Annotated in this window: 13 protein-coding genes; 6 read left to right on the top strand and 7 right to left on the bottom strand. The window is 56.9% G+C overall.

The genetic code is table 11. The features are described 5' to 3' along the window. The first annotated feature begins 168 nt into the window (after window positions 1–168). The 6 genes from VNL73_03015 to VNL73_02990 all read left to right on the top strand — a co-directional run bounded on the left by VNL73_03015 (window position 169) and on the right by VNL73_02990 (window position 8,512). Entirely contained in the window at window positions 169–849 is a 681-nt protein-coding gene (locus tag VNL73_03015) for a TetR/AcrR family transcriptional regulator (GenBank protein ID HXF48382.1), read from the top strand. 42 nt (window positions 850–891) lie between these two features. After that, window positions 892–2,466 carry a TolC family protein gene (locus VNL73_03010; protein ID HXF48381.1) on the top strand — a complete coding sequence of 525 codons (1,575 nt, stop codon included), beginning with the start codon at window positions 892–894 and terminating at the stop codon, window positions 2,464–2,466. 12 nt (window positions 2,467–2,478) lie between these two features. Continuing rightward, complete coding sequence (locus VNL73_03005; GenBank protein HXF48380.1) at window positions 2,479–3,567, top strand: efflux RND transporter periplasmic adaptor subunit; 1,089 nt, start codon at window positions 2,479–2,481, stop codon at window positions 3,565–3,567. Then, window positions 3,564–6,719: an efflux RND transporter permease subunit gene (locus tag VNL73_03000; protein HXF48379.1), complete on the top strand. Its 3,156-nt coding sequence runs from the start codon at window positions 3,564–3,566 to the stop codon at window positions 6,717–6,719. The genes VNL73_03005 and VNL73_03000 overlap by 4 nt, the downstream gene beginning before the upstream one ends. Before the next feature lie 159 nt (window positions 6,720–6,878). Continuing rightward, window positions 6,879–7,502: a DUF47 family protein gene (locus VNL73_02995; GenBank protein ID HXF48378.1), complete on the top strand. Its 624-nt coding sequence runs from the start codon at window positions 6,879–6,881 to the stop codon at window positions 7,500–7,502. 14 nt (window positions 7,503–7,516) lie between these two features. Continuing rightward, window positions 7,517–8,512, top strand: coding sequence for an inorganic phosphate transporter (locus VNL73_02990; protein HXF48377.1), 996 nt, complete (start codon window positions 7,517–7,519; stop codon window positions 8,510–8,512). Window positions 8,513–8,535: 23 nt separating this feature from the next. On the opposite strand, the gene phoU is transcribed toward VNL73_02990, so the two are convergent. From phoU to VNL73_02955, 7 genes are all read right to left on the bottom strand, one after another. Then, window positions 8,536–9,195, bottom strand: coding sequence for a phosphate signaling complex protein PhoU (gene phoU / locus VNL73_02985; GenBank protein ID HXF48376.1), 660 nt, complete (start codon window positions 9,193–9,195; stop codon window positions 8,536–8,538). After that, window positions 9,195–10,040: a phosphate ABC transporter ATP-binding protein PstB gene (pstB, locus tag VNL73_02980; GenBank protein HXF48375.1), complete on the bottom strand. Its 846-nt coding sequence runs from the start codon at window positions 10,038–10,040 to the stop codon at window positions 9,195–9,197. The genes phoU and pstB overlap by 1 nt, the downstream gene beginning before the upstream one ends. Continuing rightward, window positions 10,040–10,930 carry a phosphate ABC transporter permease PstA gene (gene pstA, locus VNL73_02975; protein HXF48374.1) on the bottom strand — a complete coding sequence of 297 codons (891 nt, stop codon included), beginning with the start codon at window positions 10,928–10,930 and terminating at the stop codon, window positions 10,040–10,042. Before pstA ends, pstB begins: the two co-directional genes overlap by 1 nt. Then, on the bottom strand, window positions 10,927–11,832 hold the full coding sequence (gene pstC, locus VNL73_02970; protein HXF48373.1) for a phosphate ABC transporter permease subunit PstC: 906 nt from the start codon (window positions 11,830–11,832) through the stop codon (window positions 10,927–10,929). Before pstC ends, pstA begins: the two co-directional genes overlap by 4 nt. A gap of 44 nt (window positions 11,833–11,876) precedes the next feature. Beyond that, a complete protein-coding gene (locus VNL73_02965; GenBank protein ID HXF48372.1) occupies window positions 11,877–12,743 on the bottom strand; it encodes a phosphate ABC transporter substrate-binding protein in 867 nt (288 codons plus the stop codon). Between the two features lie 23 nt (window positions 12,744–12,766). Next, complete coding sequence (locus VNL73_02960; GenBank protein ID HXF48371.1) at window positions 12,767–13,996, bottom strand: hypothetical protein; 1,230 nt, start codon at window positions 13,994–13,996, stop codon at window positions 12,767–12,769. Window positions 13,997–14,162: 166 nt separating this feature from the next. Continuing rightward, the gene (locus VNL73_02955; GenBank protein HXF48370.1) at window positions 14,163–15,797 is read right to left on the bottom strand and encodes a hypothetical protein; all 1,635 of its coding nucleotides are present in this window, start codon (window positions 15,795–15,797) and stop codon (window positions 14,163–14,165) included. Between the last annotated feature and the right edge of the window lie 273 nt (window positions 15,798–16,070).

The raw sequence follows: 16,070 nt of genomic DNA, 5'->3' as shown, positions 1-16,070 counted from the left end.
TAATGTGAAAACACTTACTAATATGATATAAGTCAAATTTTTTCAATAAGTTATATGATTTTAGATTTTTTTCTTGACAAAAGCGAAACTTTCAATAGATTAAAGCGTAATTTATGACTGACGGTCAGTCATTGGTTCTGAAGGGTTGACCTAAATGAAGGAGCTGGAATGGGAATAACCGAACGAAAAGAAAGAGAAAAGCTTCACCGAAAAGAGGAGATTCTGAACGCGGCGGAAACGGTGTTTTTTGAAAAGGGGCTGGCCATATCCACGATGGATGAAATAGCCGAGCGGGCCGAGCTTTCCAAAGGAACCCTCTACCTTTACTACAAAAGCAAAGAGGATTTGTATATGGCCATCATCTGCCGGGGGCATCAAATCCTTTTGAAAATGTTCCAAGAGGCGGCCGCAACCGGCGAAAGTTCCGTCAAGCTTTTGGAAAATTTGGGGCAGGCCTATTACGCCTTCTACAAGCGCCATCACGATTACTTCAAAATGTTTTCCTTTTCCGAAAACACCCAGTTGCACGCCCAGGTTTCGGAGGAGATGAAAAAAGCCTGTGCCGAGTCCGGGCAGTGCTTGGGCGGGGTGGTGCAGGAAGTGATACGCAAAGGAATTGAAGACGGCAGTTTCCGGAGGGAGACAAACCCGGTGGAGATGTCCATCATTCTCTGGGCCCATTGCCGGGGGGTTATGGAAATCATCGACCATCTTTCGAGCCGCGAGGTATCGACCGGCAAGCCGTGGGAAGGTTTGGACTTTGAGAAAATGTACCGGAGATCGACCGCAATGCTGATATCCGCCATTTTGACCGACGAGGCGCGCAAAAACTTCAATCTGGAACTGTAGAGAACAAACCGGGCCAATCAGGGGCAAAAGGAGTGTGGGTAGGTGAAAGACAAAGTTAAGGGACTCTTTATAATACAGACCATAATAATTTTCTCTTTCCTTTTGGGAAGGGAACAGGTCTTGGCCCAGCCGCAGCTTTTGGAAACCAACCCGGACAGCGCGTTGGCTTTGACCTTGGCGCAATTTGAAGGAAGCTTTATCTCGATGGAGGAAGCCAAAGCGGAAGCGATGAAGCACGCCACCTCCCTGCAGGAAGCCAGGGCCGCACTCAAGGCGGCTGGCGGCGTCCATCGCCGCGAAAAAGGGGCTTTCGACCCAGAGCTTTTTGCCGAAGGAGAGAAATCGAGATTTCGTCAGCCCTCCGCCTTCGCCGTGCCCGGCGTCGGTTCTTTTGCCATCGTGCAGGAGGATGAACGGCTTACCGGCTCGGCCGGCCTGCGGTTGAAGTCGCCCCTCGGCACGCAACTGGAGACCTCCGTAAACACCACTCGGCTGGAAAGCAATTCCCCCTACACGGCGCTGAAGTCGCAATACACCAACTTTGGGAAAATTGAAATAACCCAGCCGATTCTTTCCGGCTTCGGCCCGGGGACGGCCTCGAATTTGAGCTCCGCCCGGCGTGGTCTGGAAGCGGCCCAGGCGCGCTATGCGGATGCCGTTTTATCTCTTAATGCCGAAGTGGAGCAAACCTACTGGGATTTGTATGCCGCCGAGCGGGATTTGGCCGTGCAGATTTTAATCCGCGACCGGGCGGCTGCTTTTTTGAAAGAGACGGAGTTGAAAGCCGCCGTCGGCCGCGTCGGGCCGAACCAGGTGGCGAACGCCAAGGTCTTTTTGGCCGAGCAGGAGCAGGCCGTTTTGGATAGGGAAGAAAATTTGGACAAAATTTCCGACCAGCTCGCAACCTTGCTGGGACAGCGTTCCTCTTCTGTACGCTACCGCCCTTCCGATACCCCCCCTTCCGATTTTCCGGTGGAAGACCCGGACAGTTTGGTTCAAAAGGCGCTGGAGGAAAACCGCAATCTTAAAGTGGCGGAAAAAAACTGGGCGGCGGCCCGTTCCTTAGCCAAGGGGGCCGGTTGGAATGCTTTGCCCAAATTGGACCTGTACGGTATCTTGGGAGCCAACGGACTTTCCGGAACAGACACCTTGGGCGGCCCCTTCGCTGGCAGCGCCGACCGCGCCTGGACGCAGGTTTTTCAACGAGATTATCCCACTTGGAACGTCGGTTTCCGTTTCTCCTTGCCGATTGGACTCCGCTCCGGTTTGGGAGAACGCCAGCGTTTGAATGGCGAGGCGGAGCGGGCTTACCAGCAGTATATCGCCGCCAAGAGGGGACTGGAAGAGGATGTGCGCGCCAGTTACCGGGAATTGTTGCATGCCAAAAAACGACTGGAGGCGGCCCGCACGGGCGTGGAGGCCTCCGCCGAGCAGGTCAGAATCGGAATGCTGGAATATCAGGTTGGCCGTACGACGGCTTTCGAGTTGGTTCGCTTGAGCGCGGACTTGGCCACCGCCCAGCAGCGTTATTCGCAGGCCCTGGTGCGGGCGGCCAAGGCGGCGGCGGAATTGAAAAAGCTTACGACAAGTGTAATCGAAACGGAAACCAATAACTGACGCGAGGAAAAGATGAAAATAAATAATCGCTGGGGAATAGATTTGGGCTGGGTGATTGCCCTAATTCTGGTTTTCCTGTTAATCACCGGCTGCGCCAAGAACAAGGGGAACGGTTTTTCCCCGCCGCCGATGCCGGTGGAGGTCGCCACGGTCACGGCCGGGACGGTCTCCGACAAATTTGAGGCGGTCGGCACGTTGGAAGCGTTGGAGGCCATCACCGTGGTGGCCCAAATCGACGCCCAGGTCATCGACATCCCCTACAAGGAAGGTTCGGTGATTGAAAAAGGGGAATTGATTGCCCAACTGGATGATGAGCAGTTGAAAGCCGAAGAAGACCGTGCCGAAGCCCTGCGCGACCAGCGGAAAATCAGCTACGAACGGGTGAAATCAATCGTCGAGCAGAAGGCTGGTGCGCCGCAGGATTTGGACGACGCCGCCGCCGCTTTAAAAATGGCCGAAGCGGATTGGGCCTTGGCCAAGGCCCGCTTGGCCAAAACAAAAATCACCGCCCCCTTTTCCGGCTTGGTCGGCGCACGCCGGATTTCCCCAGGGGCCTTCGTCCGCACCGGGGACGTAATTACCGATTTGGCCAAAATCGACGAACTGCGAATCATCTTCTACGCCCCCGAACGGTATTTATCCGAGCTCAAGTCCGGCGCCTCCGTTACCGTTTCCGCCCCTGCCTTTCCGGGTCATGAGTTGAAAGGCAGAATCAGCGTGATAGAGCCGGTGGTCAACCCGGAATCCCGCACGGTCAAAATTCTGGCGCGGGTCCCCAACCCGGCCCGCAAGTTCCGTCCCGGCATGTCGGCCAACGTATCGGCCGTTTTGAGCGAACGCAAGAACGCCCTCACCGTGCCGGACGAGGCGGTCTTTGCCGAGGGGGATAAAAATTTGGTGTACGTGATCCAAAAAGACAGCACGGTGGTTCCCACGCCGATTGTCTGCGGCACCCGGCAGAAGGCCTCCGTGGAGGTTTTAAGCGGGCTGGCCCCGGGCACGCAGGTGGTCAAAGCCGGGCATCAAAAGCTCTTCCCCGGCGCCAAGGTCTTTCCGGTGCCGGATTCGGGAACGCCGCAAGCGGCGGGAGGTAAATCATGAAGCTAAGCGAACTTTCCATCAAGCGCCCCGTTTTCGCCTCGGTGATGAGCTTGGTCATCCTCCTTTTCGGGGTGATCGCCTTCACCCGGCTGCCGGTGCGGGAATATCCGGATATCGACCCGCCGGTCGTCTCCATCACCACCTTTTACCGCGGTGCCAGCCCGAGCGTGGTGGAAACCGAAATAACGGACATTCTGGAAGAGCAGCTCTCCACGCTCGAAGGGGTGAAAACCATCAAGTCCTCCAGCGTGGAGCAAGGATCGGTTATTTCCGTCGAGTTTGAACTGAACCGGGATGTCAACGAGGCGGCCAATGACGTGCGCGACCGGGTCACCCGCATTCGCGGCGAGCTGCCAGCCGAGGCGGATGATCCCATCATTGAAAAACTGGATGTCAACGCCCAGCCCTTTTTGTGGCTGGCCCTCTCCTCGACCCGCCATTCCGATTTGGAGGTTTCCGAAATCGCCGACCGGATTTTAAAAGAAAAGTTGCAGCGCCTGCCGGGGGTGGGGCTGGTCTTCATCGGCGGGGAACGGAAATACGCCATGCGGGTCTGGCTGGACGCCCAGCGAATGGCCGCCTTTGGGTTGACCACTCAAGATGTGGAAAATGCCATCCGCCGGGGGAACGCCGAAATTCCCGGCGGCCGGGTGGAGGGAGCGGGGCGGGAGTTCGCCGTGCGCACGCTCGGCAAGCTGGCCACCCCGGAGGAGTTCGCCGGACTCATCGTCAAACAGGATGGCGATCAAATCGTCCGACTGGGACAAGTGGCGGAAGTGACCTTGGGGGCCGAGGATGAGCGCACAGTGGTGCGCTACAACGGCCATCCCGCCGTCGGCGTCGGCATTGGCAAACAGAACAAGGCCTCCACCATCGAGGTTTCCAAAACGGTGATGGCCGCCCTCCCCCAACTGGCCAAGGAGCTGCCGAAAGGGATGAATTTGGAGGTCGCCTACAACGCCGCCGACTTCATTCAAGATTCCATAAACGAGGTGCAGGAGACCCTGTTCATTGCCTTCTGTTTGGTAATTTTGGTCATTCTGGCCTTTTTGAAAAGCTTCCGCGCCACCGTGATTCCTACTCTCGCCATCCCGGTTTCCATCTTTGGAAGTTTTGCCGTCGCCTACTTCCTCGGCTTCACACTGAACATTCTGACCCTTTTGGCCTTGGTTTTGGCCATCGGCTTGGTGGTGGATGACGCCATCGTCGTTTTGGAAAACGTTTACCGCCATATGCAGATGGGAAAGGATAGGAGAAAGGCGGCCTTCGACGCCTCCAAGGAGATAGGCTTTGCCGTTATTGCCATCACCATAACGCTGGTGGCGGTTTTCATCCCCCTTTCCTTTTTGACCGGCAACGTCGGCAAGCTCTTCCGGGAGTTCGGCCTTTCCGTGGCCGCCGCCGTTCTGATTTCCGGTTTCACCGCGCTTACGCTGACGCCGATGCTCACCTCCCGGATTCTAAAGCCGCTTTACGGCGTCGGCCACAATTGGGCCACCAAGAGCTTCGATGCTTTCTTTGCCTGGCTGGATTCGACCTACACCCGAATTCTGGCTTGGGCTTTGAAAAATCGGCTGAAGGTGTTTGCCGGCGCAACCGTTCTGGTTTTGCTTTCCCTCTCCCTGTTTAAGTTCCTCCCCTCCGAACTGGTGCCGGTGGAGGACCGCGGCATCGGCTTCGGCGTCGTGATTGCCCCGGAAGGGGCCACGCTGGACTACACGGATCGCTATATGCACCAGGTGGAAAACATCTTGATGAACCTGCCGGAGCGCCAGGGGCTTTTCACCGCGGTCGGCCTGGGGTTCGCCGGGCCGGGGCGGGTGACCAACGGGGTTCTGTTTTTACGTTTGAAACCGCGCGGGGAACGGGACCGCTCCCAGCAGGAAATCGTGCAGTCCCTCTTCCCGCAGTTGATGTCGATTCCCGGCGTTCTGGCCTTTGTCATCAACCCTCCCAGCTTGGGGGCCGATTTCACCTCCAGCCCGGTGGAGTACGTCTTGCAGGGAGACACCTACGAGGAACTGCAGCAAGCGGTCGGAATTATGATGGGCAAGGCCCAGCAGCTGGGCTACCTCTATAACCTTGACACCGATTTGCGCCTGAACAAGCCGCAACTGAACATCCAGATTGACCGCGAGCGCTCCGCCGGGCTCGGCGTTTCCGTGGCAGACATCGGCGCGACGTTGGAAACCTTCCTGGGCGGCCGGGTGGTCACCAATTTCAAGCGGGGGGCCAAGCAGTACGACGTCATTTTGCAGATGAAGCCCGCCGACCGGGCCACCCCCCGGACGATTGAAGACCTCTACGTCCGCACCCGTGGCGGGTTGGTGCAGCTCGCCAACGTGGTGCAGTTGAAGGAGACCGTGGCCCCCAAGGAGCTGAACCATTACAACCGTATCCGCTCCGCCACCATCACCGCCAGCATGCTTCCCGGCGTCAGCTTGGGGAAGGCCTTGGATGATCTCGACCAAATTCGCCAAAACGATCTGCCCCCGGGCATCAAGCGGGAGCTGGCCGGCCAGTCGCGCGAATTCCGCGAATCAAGCAGCGCCCTCTATTTCGTCTTTTTGCTGGCGGTGGTTTTCATTTACCTCGTTCTCTCCGCGCAGTTTGAGAGCTTCATTCATCCCTTGACCATTCTTTTGGCCGTGCCGCTCGCTCTGGTCGGGGCCTTGGTCTCCTTGTTCATCTTCCGCCAGAGCTTGAACATCTATTCCCAAATCGGGCTGGTTATGCTAATCGGTTTGGTGACAAAGAACTCTATTCTGATTGTGGAGTTCGCCAACCAATTGCGGGAACGGGGCGTGGCGCTATTTGACGCCGTGACGCAGGCCGCCCGCACCCGCTTGCGGCCGATTTTGATGACCTCCTTGACCGTGGTATTCGGCGTTTTGCCGATTGCCATCGGCCTCGGCGCGGGAGGCGAAGCCCGCCGCCCGCTCGGGATTTCGGTGGTGGGTGGAATGCTTTTTTCCACGTTTTTGACTTTGGTTCTGGTGCCGGTGGTTTATACCCTAATGGCCCGCTTTACCAAGCAGGAAGAAACTGCCGCGGAGACGGCGGCCGCCGTTGAGGGAGGTGACGGAAAAGAGCCGGTAAGCGCGGAATTTCCGGCCATTGTGCCGGCCACGGTGCGAGGCACGACCGAATAAGTTTACCGTACCAGACGAGAGGGAACCTTTCCTGCGCCTCCCGGTTCCCTCTCGTTTTTTATTTGGCGACAGTCGTATCGGCGATTCAGTCCCGGCCTTGTCACAGTTGACTTAAGTCAGCCCGAAAAGTATAGTGGCCGTGAACCAAAGGAGAAAAAAATGCCCTGGCTGGTAAAAAAGGAAGAAGCGTTTTTCGACATGTTCGAGCGCGCCACCAAAAATCTGTCCGCCTCGGTGGACGTTTTTTTGGAAATGATAAAGGATTTTTCCAAGCTGGAAAAAGGGGTGCAGAAATTGGACGAGCTGGAGCACGAGGGGGACATCATCACCCACGAGATTATGGACCGGCTGAACCGCACATTTATTACCCCCATCGACCGAGATGACATACACGCCATCGCCGCGGGGATCGACGACGTTTTGGATTTGACCGAGGAAGTGGCAGACCGGATTTTCCTGTACAAACTGGAAAAACCGACGCAGAACCTGGTTCAAATGGCCCAGATTCTCCACCAGTCGGTGATGGAGGTTGCCAAGGCCATCACTTCCCTTCGGGACTTAAAGCGTCCGCGCCGGATTCTGGATTATGCCATCGAAATCAACCGGCTGGAAAACGAGGCGGATATGCTTTTGAAAATGACGATGGTAGAGCTTTTTGAGCGCGCCCCCTCGCCTTTGGAAGTCATCAAGTGGAAGGAGGTGTACGAGAGTCTGGAAAAAGCGATCGACAAATGCGAAGATATGGCCGTGGTAATTGAATCGGTGGTGGTGAAAAACGCCTAAGGCCTTCCTTCCGGATGGATAGTTTTTCCCTCTTAATCGTCGTCATCGTCCTGGCGGTAGCTTTCGATTTGATGAACGGCTTCCACGACGCCGCCAACGCCATTGCCACCTCTGTTTCCACCCGGGTTTTGACGCCGCGCGCCGCCATCGCCATGGCCGCCGTTTTGAACTTCGTGGGGGCCTTGACCGGCACGGCTGTCGCCGCCACTGTCGGCAAGGGATTGGTGGATCCGCAGGCGATGTCCCAACTGGCGATTGGCTGCGCCCTCCTTTCCGCCTTTCTTTGGGATTTGCTGACTTGGTATTTCGGGCTTCCCACTTCCTCGAGTCACGCTTTGATGGCTTCCATCATCGGGGCCGGATATGCCATGGGGGGCTCGGAGGTTCTGGTCACTTCGGGGATCACAACCAAAGTGATTTTACCTCTGTTTTTGTCTCCGCTCCTTGCTTTCGGCTTTGGCTGGCTTTTGACCAATCTGCTCTTCTTTTTTTTCCAAAAATCCCATCCGGGGCGGGTCGGCACGCTGTTCAGCCGGCTGCAGATTGTTTCCGCCGCCTGGATGGCCTACAGCCACGGTTCCAACGATGCCCAGAAGACGATGGGAATTATCACGATGGCCTTGGTGAGTTACTATCAGTTCTCCGATTTTCATATCCCCCTCTGGGTGATTTTACTCTGCGCCGTGGCGATGGCGGCGGGCACGGCGATGGGAGGGTGGCGGATTATCAAAACGATGGGGATGCGTATCGTACACTTGACCCCCTTCCACGGTTTTTCGGCGGAAGCAGGCGCCGGGACCTTGATTGAAATCGCCTCGCGCATCGGCGTTCCCCTTTCCACCACACACGTCATCAGCTCGACGATTATGGGAGTGGGGGCTTCACAAAAGTTTTCCGCCGTCCGCTGGGGGGTGGCGGGAAACATCGTTCTGGCCTGGATTTTGACTTTGCCCGGCTGCGCCCTGATGGGGTACGGTTTTGCCCGGTTGGCTCATTTATTGGCGGACTGAACTAAATCCGAAAAAGCGGGACGCTACTCGGCGGCGTGGTGACGGACGTCGCGCCCTTCCACGTAGTAGATGGCGTCTTCGGCGATGTTGGTGGCGTGGTCGGCAATCCGTTCGAGATGGCGAGAGATCAAGATGAGTTCGATGGCCCGCTCAATCGATTTGGGGTCGGAGAACATATAGGTTAAAAGCTCGCGGAAAATCTGATCCTTATAGGCGTCCACTTCGTTGTCCCGCTCCAGCACCTGCCGGGCCAACGCCGGATCTTTTTTCACAAAGGAATCCAAGCTATCCTTCACCATTCCGGCCGCCACTGTGGCCATGCGGGGGATGTCGATAAGCGGTTTTAGCTCCGGCTTTTCAATCAACACCAAGGCCGCCTGAGTGATGTTGACCGCCTGGTCGGCAATCCGTTCCAGCTCTCCGGTGATGCGCAGGGTGGCCACCAGGAAGCGCAAATCGGTGGCCATCGGCTGGTGGAGGGCCAGAAGTTTCAGGCAATCCTCATCAATATCCAGCTGCTTTGAATTCACTTCCTTCTCATCCGGCCAGATTTCTTCCGCCAGTTTCGAATCCCGCTCAACCAAAACTTGCACGGCACGGGAAATCATCCCCTCCGCCAACCCGGCCATCTCGGCCAGCTTTTTTTTGATGAGCCCCAGTTCCTCGTCAAAGTGCCTTTGCATTATCCGAACCTTCCGGTGATGTAATCTTCCGTACGCTTGTCAGCCGGGTTGGTGAACAATTTCCGGGTGTCGTCGAACTCCACCAGTTGTCCAAGGAGGAAAAAGCCGGTAAAGTCGGAAACGCGGGCTGCCTGCTGCATATTGTGGGTGACCAGAACGATGGTGTAGCGGCTCTTTAAATTGAGCAGGAGTTCTTCGATTTTGGCGGTCGAAATCGGATCCAGCTGCGAGCAGGGTTCGTCCAGAAGCAAAACCTCCGGCCGGACGGCCAAAGCCCTTGCGATGCAGAGCCGCTGCTGCTGGCCGCCGGAAAGAGCCAAAGCCGAACGCTCCAACTTATCCTTAACCTCCTCCCACAAAGCCGCCTGCTTCAAGCTCTCTTCCACGGCGGCGGAAAGCTTTTCGGCGTTGCTTTCCCCGGCTATGCGCAGCCCGAAGGCCACGTTTTCAAAAATCGATTTGGGGAAGGGGTTCGATTTCTGGAAAACCATCCCCACCTTCCGGCGGAGCGCGGTAAAATCCGGCTTGGGGCGGGAGATTTCCTCCTCCTCCAAAAAGATTTTTCCCTCCCAGCGGGTGTGGGGAATCAAATCGTTCATCCGGTTCAAACAGCGCAGAAAGGTGGACTTGCCGCAGCCGGAGGGGCCGATATAAGCGGTGATGCGGTGCTCGTAAATTTTGCTGGTGATGTCGTCCAAGGCCTTTGTTTTTCCGTACCAGAAGGAAAAATTCTCTATCCGAATCTTTTCCCGCTCGGCCGGGACGGTTTCCGGCCGGCCGATGGCGTCCAGCCGGAATTGGGGCAGTTTGGTCACCGTTTCAATTTCCTCGTTTACCAGTTCCATCAGCGTCCCTCGGCAAATCGTTTGCGCAGCCGCGCCCGCAAGTATATGGCCAAAAGGTTCAAAAGGAAAGTCAAAGCTAAAAGCACCAACACGGTGGAATACAAAATCGGCTTGGTTGCCTCCACGTCCGGCGACTGGGTGGCCATCACGTAGACGTGGTAGCCGAGTTCCATAAACTGGTCGTTCGGCTTGGTAGGCAGATAGGGAAGAAAATAGGCCGCGCCGGTGAACATAATCGGGGCCACCTCCCCGGCGCCGCGGGAAACCGCCAGAATGCCGCCGGTCAGAATACCGGGGAGGGCGGAGGGTATGATGATGCGTCGGAGGTTCTGAAGGCGGGTGGCGCCGAGCGCCAGGCCCCCTTCTTTTATTTCGCGCGGCACGGCGCGCAGCGCTTCCGAAGTGGTGACGATCACCACCGGCAGAGTCAAAAGGGCCAGCGTAGCGGCCGCCCAGATAATCGCCGGCTGACCGTAGTAGAGTTCGCCACCGAAAAACAACCCATCCACACCCCGGCCGACGAAGTTGACGAAAAACCCCAAACCGAAAAGGCCGAAAACAATGGACGGGACGCCGGCCAGATTGGCGACCGCCTGCTGGACGAGTTTGACCATTTTGGAATCGGCCCGGGCGTACTCTTCAAGGTAAACGGCGGTCAGAACGCCGGCCGGCATCACGGCGATCGACATCAAGAAAACCAGAGCGACCGTGCCGAAGATGGCGGGGAAAATTCCCCCTTCGGTCATTCCCATCGTCGGTTTGGCGGAGATGAATTCCCAGGAGAGCATATCCTTGCCGAACCAGAAAATGTTACCGAGAATGACGGCCAGCATCGCCAAAATGACCAGCATGGCGGCGGCCGAGAGGCCGACGAAAAGCTTGTCTTTCACGCCGCCCCCAAAAGCCGTTTTTTAACCCGCTGGATGTACCAGCTGCCGACCAGATTCAAAACGAAGGTGAAGGAAAAAAGCATCACCCCGAGGCCGAACAGGAGTCGGTAATGCCCGTCGCCGAAGACCACTTCGGCCAGCTCCGCCGCGATGGTTGCGGACAGAGTGCGGATGGAGTCCCCCAAGTTGGCGCTGACAATCGAGGCATTCCCGGAGGCCATCAAGACAATCATCGTCTCCCCCACCGCCCGGCCGAACCCCAAAACCAAGGCGGCGAAAATCCCCGGCAGGGCGGCCGGTAAAACCACTTTGAAGGCGGTCTGCCACGGCGTGGCACCGAGGGACAAGGAGGCCTCGCGAAACGCTTTCGGCACGGTGGCCAAGGCATCTTCCGTCACGGTGTAAATGATGGGGAGTACCGCGAGCCCCAAAGCGATGCCGGCGGCGGTGGCGTTCAACCGCATGGTGAAACCGAAAAGCCCCTGCACCCAGGTAGCCAAAACAACCAAAGCAAAGAATCCCAAAACGACAGACGGAATGCCGGCCAAAAGCTCAACGGCCGGTTTGATGGCCCGTCCCAAACGGGGAGGGGCGAACTCGGAAGTAAAAATGGCGGCCAGAATGGCCAGCGGGGTGGCAAAAAGCATTGCCACGAAAGAGGCTTTCAAAGTGCCGATGAAAAGCGGAATCAGGCCGAACTTCGGTACATCCGAAACCGGCTGCCAGACAGAGGTCCAGAGCTGGGAAAGGTGGACTTCCTCCCGCATCCGGGGGTCGGTTAAAAGGGGAAAGGCCTCCTTGCCGATGAAAATGAATAGGAAGACGATCCCCAAAATGGAAACCCAGGAGGAAAGATAGACCAGAAGCTCCACCCCGAGCTCAACGAGTTTTTTTTTGTCCATCTTTCCTCCAAGGTATATCTTCTCCCGGAGAGAATCAAGCGGAACTATTTTTCCGCATCCGCCGAGGGTTTGGTGCTTTTGACCGGGAAGTAGCCGACTTCGGAAACGACCTTCTGGCCTTCCGGCGATAGTACCCAGTCCACCAGTTTTTTGACGTCGCCGGCCGGCTTGGTGCGGAAATACCAGTACAGGTCGCGGGCCAAAGGATACTTGCCGCTCTGCACGTTTTCGAGCGTCGGGCCGTAGGCCGGGGCACCCGCTTTTTCCGCCAAGGCGCACTCCTTGATCCCCTTGGCGTAAGCGGCACCGCCATAGCCGATGCCATTTTTGTCTTTCGAAACGGCGTTCACGACGGCCGCCGTGCCAGGCAAAGTGGCGGTCTGCGGGGCGAAATCGGCCCCCATCAAAACGTTGTCTTTGAAGAACACATAGGTGCCGGAGTTGTTTTCCCGGCCGTACAGGATGATTTTGGCATCCGGCCCGCCGAGTTCCTTCCAGTTGGTGATTTTGCCGGTGTAAATCAACTTTACCTGCTCTATAGTCAGCTTGTCCACCGGGTTGGACTCGTGCACGTAAACGGCCAACCCGTCCTTAGCCACCGGAATTTCAATTCCCTGCGTGAAGTAGCGCTCCTTCATTTTGTTCTTTTCGGACGGTTTGATGGGGCGGGAGGACTGGCAGATGTCGGTGGTGCCGTTGATGAGGGCTGCAATGCCAGTGCCGCTGCCGCCGCCGGTAACCTGAATCACGGCGCCGGGGGTTTTCTGCATATACTGCTCGGCCCAGCGCTGACCCAAGATCACCATCGTGTCCGAGCCCTTCATCGTGATCATCTTGCCGGCCAGTCCCAGCCCAATCGAGCCGAAACTGAATCCCAGCGCAATCAGAAGGGGTGCGAGTATTCTTTTCATTTCTCCTCCTTTTTGGTTTTGTTTTAGAACGTGTAGACCCATTCCAAAGTCAGAATGTTGTCCTTTTCATCTTCTTTTACCCCGTTCACGGTAACCGTACCGGAGCGGCTGTTGACGAACGATTTGGGCAGTTCGTATACCAGCTTCAGTTTGCTGGCGCCGTCCCAGAAATATATCAGTCCGAAGCCGTAGGTGATGAAGTGATCTTCGTCGATGTCCCGATCCGGGTCGTAAAAGTCCACGCGGGAAATCCACTGGAATTTTTCCTTCAGATTCTGCGCCCAAACGGCGTGGAGGCCGGCGGCGTTGCGGGTGGAGTCCAACGAGCGGAACGGCTTGGACTGGTTTTTCGGCTCCTCGGCCAAAACCCCCTCCGCTTTCAGTACCCCGCCTCCCAAAACCGGCAGCTCATAGAAGAACTGGGCGTCCGCCCCGTAGCGGATTTTGTCAGAGGTAGAAGGACGCTGGACGGGAATGGCCGAGTCGCTTGGGTTGAACTGCTTTCCCCAGTAGCCGGAGAGCCCGAAATCCAGATGCCCCAGACCGAAAGCGGCCCGGGCGATGAAATCCTTCCACTTGTTCGGGTCTCGAACTCCAAAACCGACGTCCTCGATGCCGTTGCCGTTGTACACTCCGGCTTGAAGCGTAAGGTTGTATTTTCCCATCAAAAGAAACGGACGCTCCAGCTTGATGCCCCGATCCCGTTCCCCCGGGAAGAGCGTGCGGGACCAGCGGGCCCGCTCCGGAAACTCCCGCTTGGAAGATGAAAACGAGATTTCATAGCCGAAAAGCCAGTTGAACTGCCCCAGCGTCGCGGTAACTTTGGAACGGGGTTCCGTTACGGCCACGTAGGCCTCTTTGAGCGAAACCCCGGAGGCGGAACCGTCGAAATAAACCACTCCCAAGGCGTTGGGGGTCGCCTGATACGTGGTTTTGACCCGGCCCCGCCGAATAAAGAATCGGTTCAAAAGCTTGCCTTGGTTACTTGACGAGGTTGACACCGTCCCCTGCAGCGGGGCGCTGGACGCGTCATCATGGTACTCGTAGCGGGCCTGCACGTAGCCGGAAATCTTCAGTTTCTTCAACCCGGCGATGTCGGTTTCCGCAATCCCCAAGCGCTCTTCGATCCCGGCGATTTTGTCGGCCGTTTCGCTCATCCGCTCCTTCAGGCTGTCCGTGGCCGCATCCTGCGCCCAAAGACTCGTCGGAGCCAGCAATACCGCTGTTAACACAGCTTTTAGCAGTCCTCTCATATTTTGCTCCTCTCCACTGTCATAGATACACCTTTCATGTTGCCGCCAAATTACTTTAATGTTAAATCGGCGTTAACAAAAAAGCCGGCCCGCAAAGCGGACCGGCTTTACCTTCGACAGGCTCGTCTTGGAGAGGAGCAAGTCGAGAGGCGCCAACCAAAAGGCATTAGATGCAGGGCAGAGGAGACCCGCCGAATACCAGATTGAGTTCGTTAACCACGTCGGCGGGCGTAAGCTGGCCGTCGCAATTTGTGTCCGCCTGGCAGTAATCCTTCAGCAAGCCGCCAAAAACCGTGTTCAACTGGGTCACCACGTCGGCCGGGGAGAAACTGCCGTTGTTGTCCAGATCTCCGCGCCGCAGGGTCAAAAATCCGTACTGGGCCAAGGCGGTCCAGCCGCAGAGCCAGTTACCGTCCGGGTTGGTGGTAACATCGTTGACCGGAAAGGCGCCGGCATAGGTGACCGAAGTAAACCACGGGTCGGAAAGGGACGGGTCCGGATAGCCGCTGGCGGCCGGGCTGCCGATTTGCGGGCGGGGGTCCAGAACCCGGGCGTTATAAACGTGCGGGCGGCCGATGGCGGTCAGCATCGGGTCCACTTCGTCGTTGTTGTTGGCCGGATTGGTCAGATAAGCGGAAATCCCCTGCGCGCCGGGATCGACGACGCAAGAGGCCAACCCTAGGGCTCCCGCCGCGCCGCCGTTGCAGCCGAAGCGCCACCAGATGTTGTCGGTCATTATATAATCGGTCCCCACCACCGGCAGGGTGTTGGTGGCTTCGTACGCCAATGCCAACTCGTCGAATTCTGTGATGATGCTGTTGCGCAACCGGGGGGCGGCGTTGTCGCGGATGTGAAACGCCCGGTCGTTGGCGTTGTTCACCGCCCCCAGCCCCGAACCGATGAAAGTGAAGTTTCGCCAGTCATAATTGGTAAAGGGGGTCGTGGTAATCGGGTTTTCGGCGCCATCGTTTTCGCTGCCGTTGTTCCCCACCAAATCGCTCATATAGCGGAGCCCAAACTGAACCCGTCCCCGATACCCCTCGTCTGTGTCGTACTCATCATCGTCCCCATAGGAAGCGACCATATACTTGATGTTCACTGTGCCGCCAAACCATTCGAAACCGTCGTCGGCGCAGCCGAAGGACTCCACATGGTCGATAACCGTCCGCCGGCCAATCCCGCCGAACATCAAGCCATTAAGCTCAACGTTAGCCAGAAGCACACTTCCGCTGTGGCGTACAGAGATGTAACGCAAAACCCCCGAGCTGTCGTCATCGTTAAAGAGGGTGGTGTCTCCGCCGGGGGCACCGTAGAGGGAGCGGGGGTCGGGCTGGCCGCCTACCAAGGGAAGCCCTTCGACCACGTCTTCAAACTTGCCGTCTGAGATGCGGGCCTGGCCGCAAAGCACCAAGCCGCCCCACAGCCCCCTGTCATCCACCAATAGGTCGGTCTGGGAATCGACCGTGTCTAGTGCAGTAGTGAAGACGATCGGGTTGGCCCGCGTTCCTTGAGCATCAATCTTGGCGCCCCGGCAGATGACCAGGGCCTTCACATTTTCCGCCCGACCCGTATCCCCTTTGATAATCGTTCCTGGGAGGATGGTCAGTTTGCCACCTGACTCCAAGTAAACGAGGTTTTTGAGATTGTAAACCGTATCCGGATACCAAGTAACGTTGCTCGACCCCGTCAAATCCGCATCAAAAACCGGCTTGACCGGTTTGCCGGTGTCGGTGGGACGGGCCCCAGCGGCAGCCGCCAAAAGCGCAACCGCAAAAACCGACAACAGAAATCTGCGAAGCATTTATTCCTCCTTGTGAGTGATTTTAAGTTCACAACAAAACCATGCCTTTTCCTCGGGCTGCCGGCCCGACTTTTTTAGGTGGAAGTGTTTTTCACGGCGGAAAGTCAGGATTGAGCCGAACGGTCCTGACTTTCCAATCTTTCCCCTCCTTTCCTGCAAACATTCATTCCAATCCATCTGTAAACTGCGAGGCAGACCCAACTTAAAAAACCGATGTTTCGTATCTATGGCGATTGTATGACAAATTGGTCATTTTGAGAGAAGTGGAAATCG

It is taken from the genome of Verrucomicrobiia bacterium (genome assembly GCA_035574275.1).
GTDB lineage: Bacteria > Zixibacteria > MSB-5A5 > DSPP01 > DSPP01 > DSPP01.
This window is presented reverse-complemented; position numbering and strand designations above follow the sequence as displayed.

Coding starts and splice junctions, on each gene's coding strand:
- phoU (HXF48376.1), bottom strand. CDS start 9,195: ATGCAAAGGCACTTTGACGAGGAACTGGGGCTCATCAAAAAAAAGCTG.
- VNL73_02960 (HXF48371.1), bottom strand. CDS start 13,996: ATGAGAGGACTGCTAAAAGCTGTGTTAACAGCGGTATTGCTGGCTCCG.
- VNL73_02995 (HXF48378.1), top strand. CDS start 6,879: ATGCCCTGGCTGGTAAAAAAGGAAGAAGCGTTTTTCGACATGTTCGAG.
- VNL73_03005 (HXF48380.1), top strand. CDS start 2,479: ATGAAAATAAATAATCGCTGGGGAATAGATTTGGGCTGGGTGATTGCC.
- VNL73_02955 (HXF48370.1), bottom strand. CDS start 15,797: ATGCTTCGCAGATTTCTGTTGTCGGTTTTTGCGGTTGCGCTTTTGGCG.
- VNL73_02965 (HXF48372.1), bottom strand. CDS start 12,743: ATGAAAAGAATACTCGCACCCCTTCTGATTGCGCTGGGATTCAGTTTC.
- VNL73_03015 (HXF48382.1), top strand. CDS start 169: ATGGGAATAACCGAACGAAAAGAAAGAGAAAAGCTTCACCGAAAAGAG.
- pstB (HXF48375.1), bottom strand. CDS start 10,040: ATGGAACTGGTAAACGAGGAAATTGAAACGGTGACCAAACTGCCCCAA.
- VNL73_03000 (HXF48379.1), top strand. CDS start 3,564: ATGAAGCTAAGCGAACTTTCCATCAAGCGCCCCGTTTTCGCCTCGGTG.
- pstC (HXF48373.1), bottom strand. CDS start 11,832: ATGGACAAAAAAAAACTCGTTGAGCTCGGGGTGGAGCTTCTGGTCTAT.
- VNL73_02990 (HXF48377.1), top strand. CDS start 7,517: ATGGATAGTTTTTCCCTCTTAATCGTCGTCATCGTCCTGGCGGTAGCT.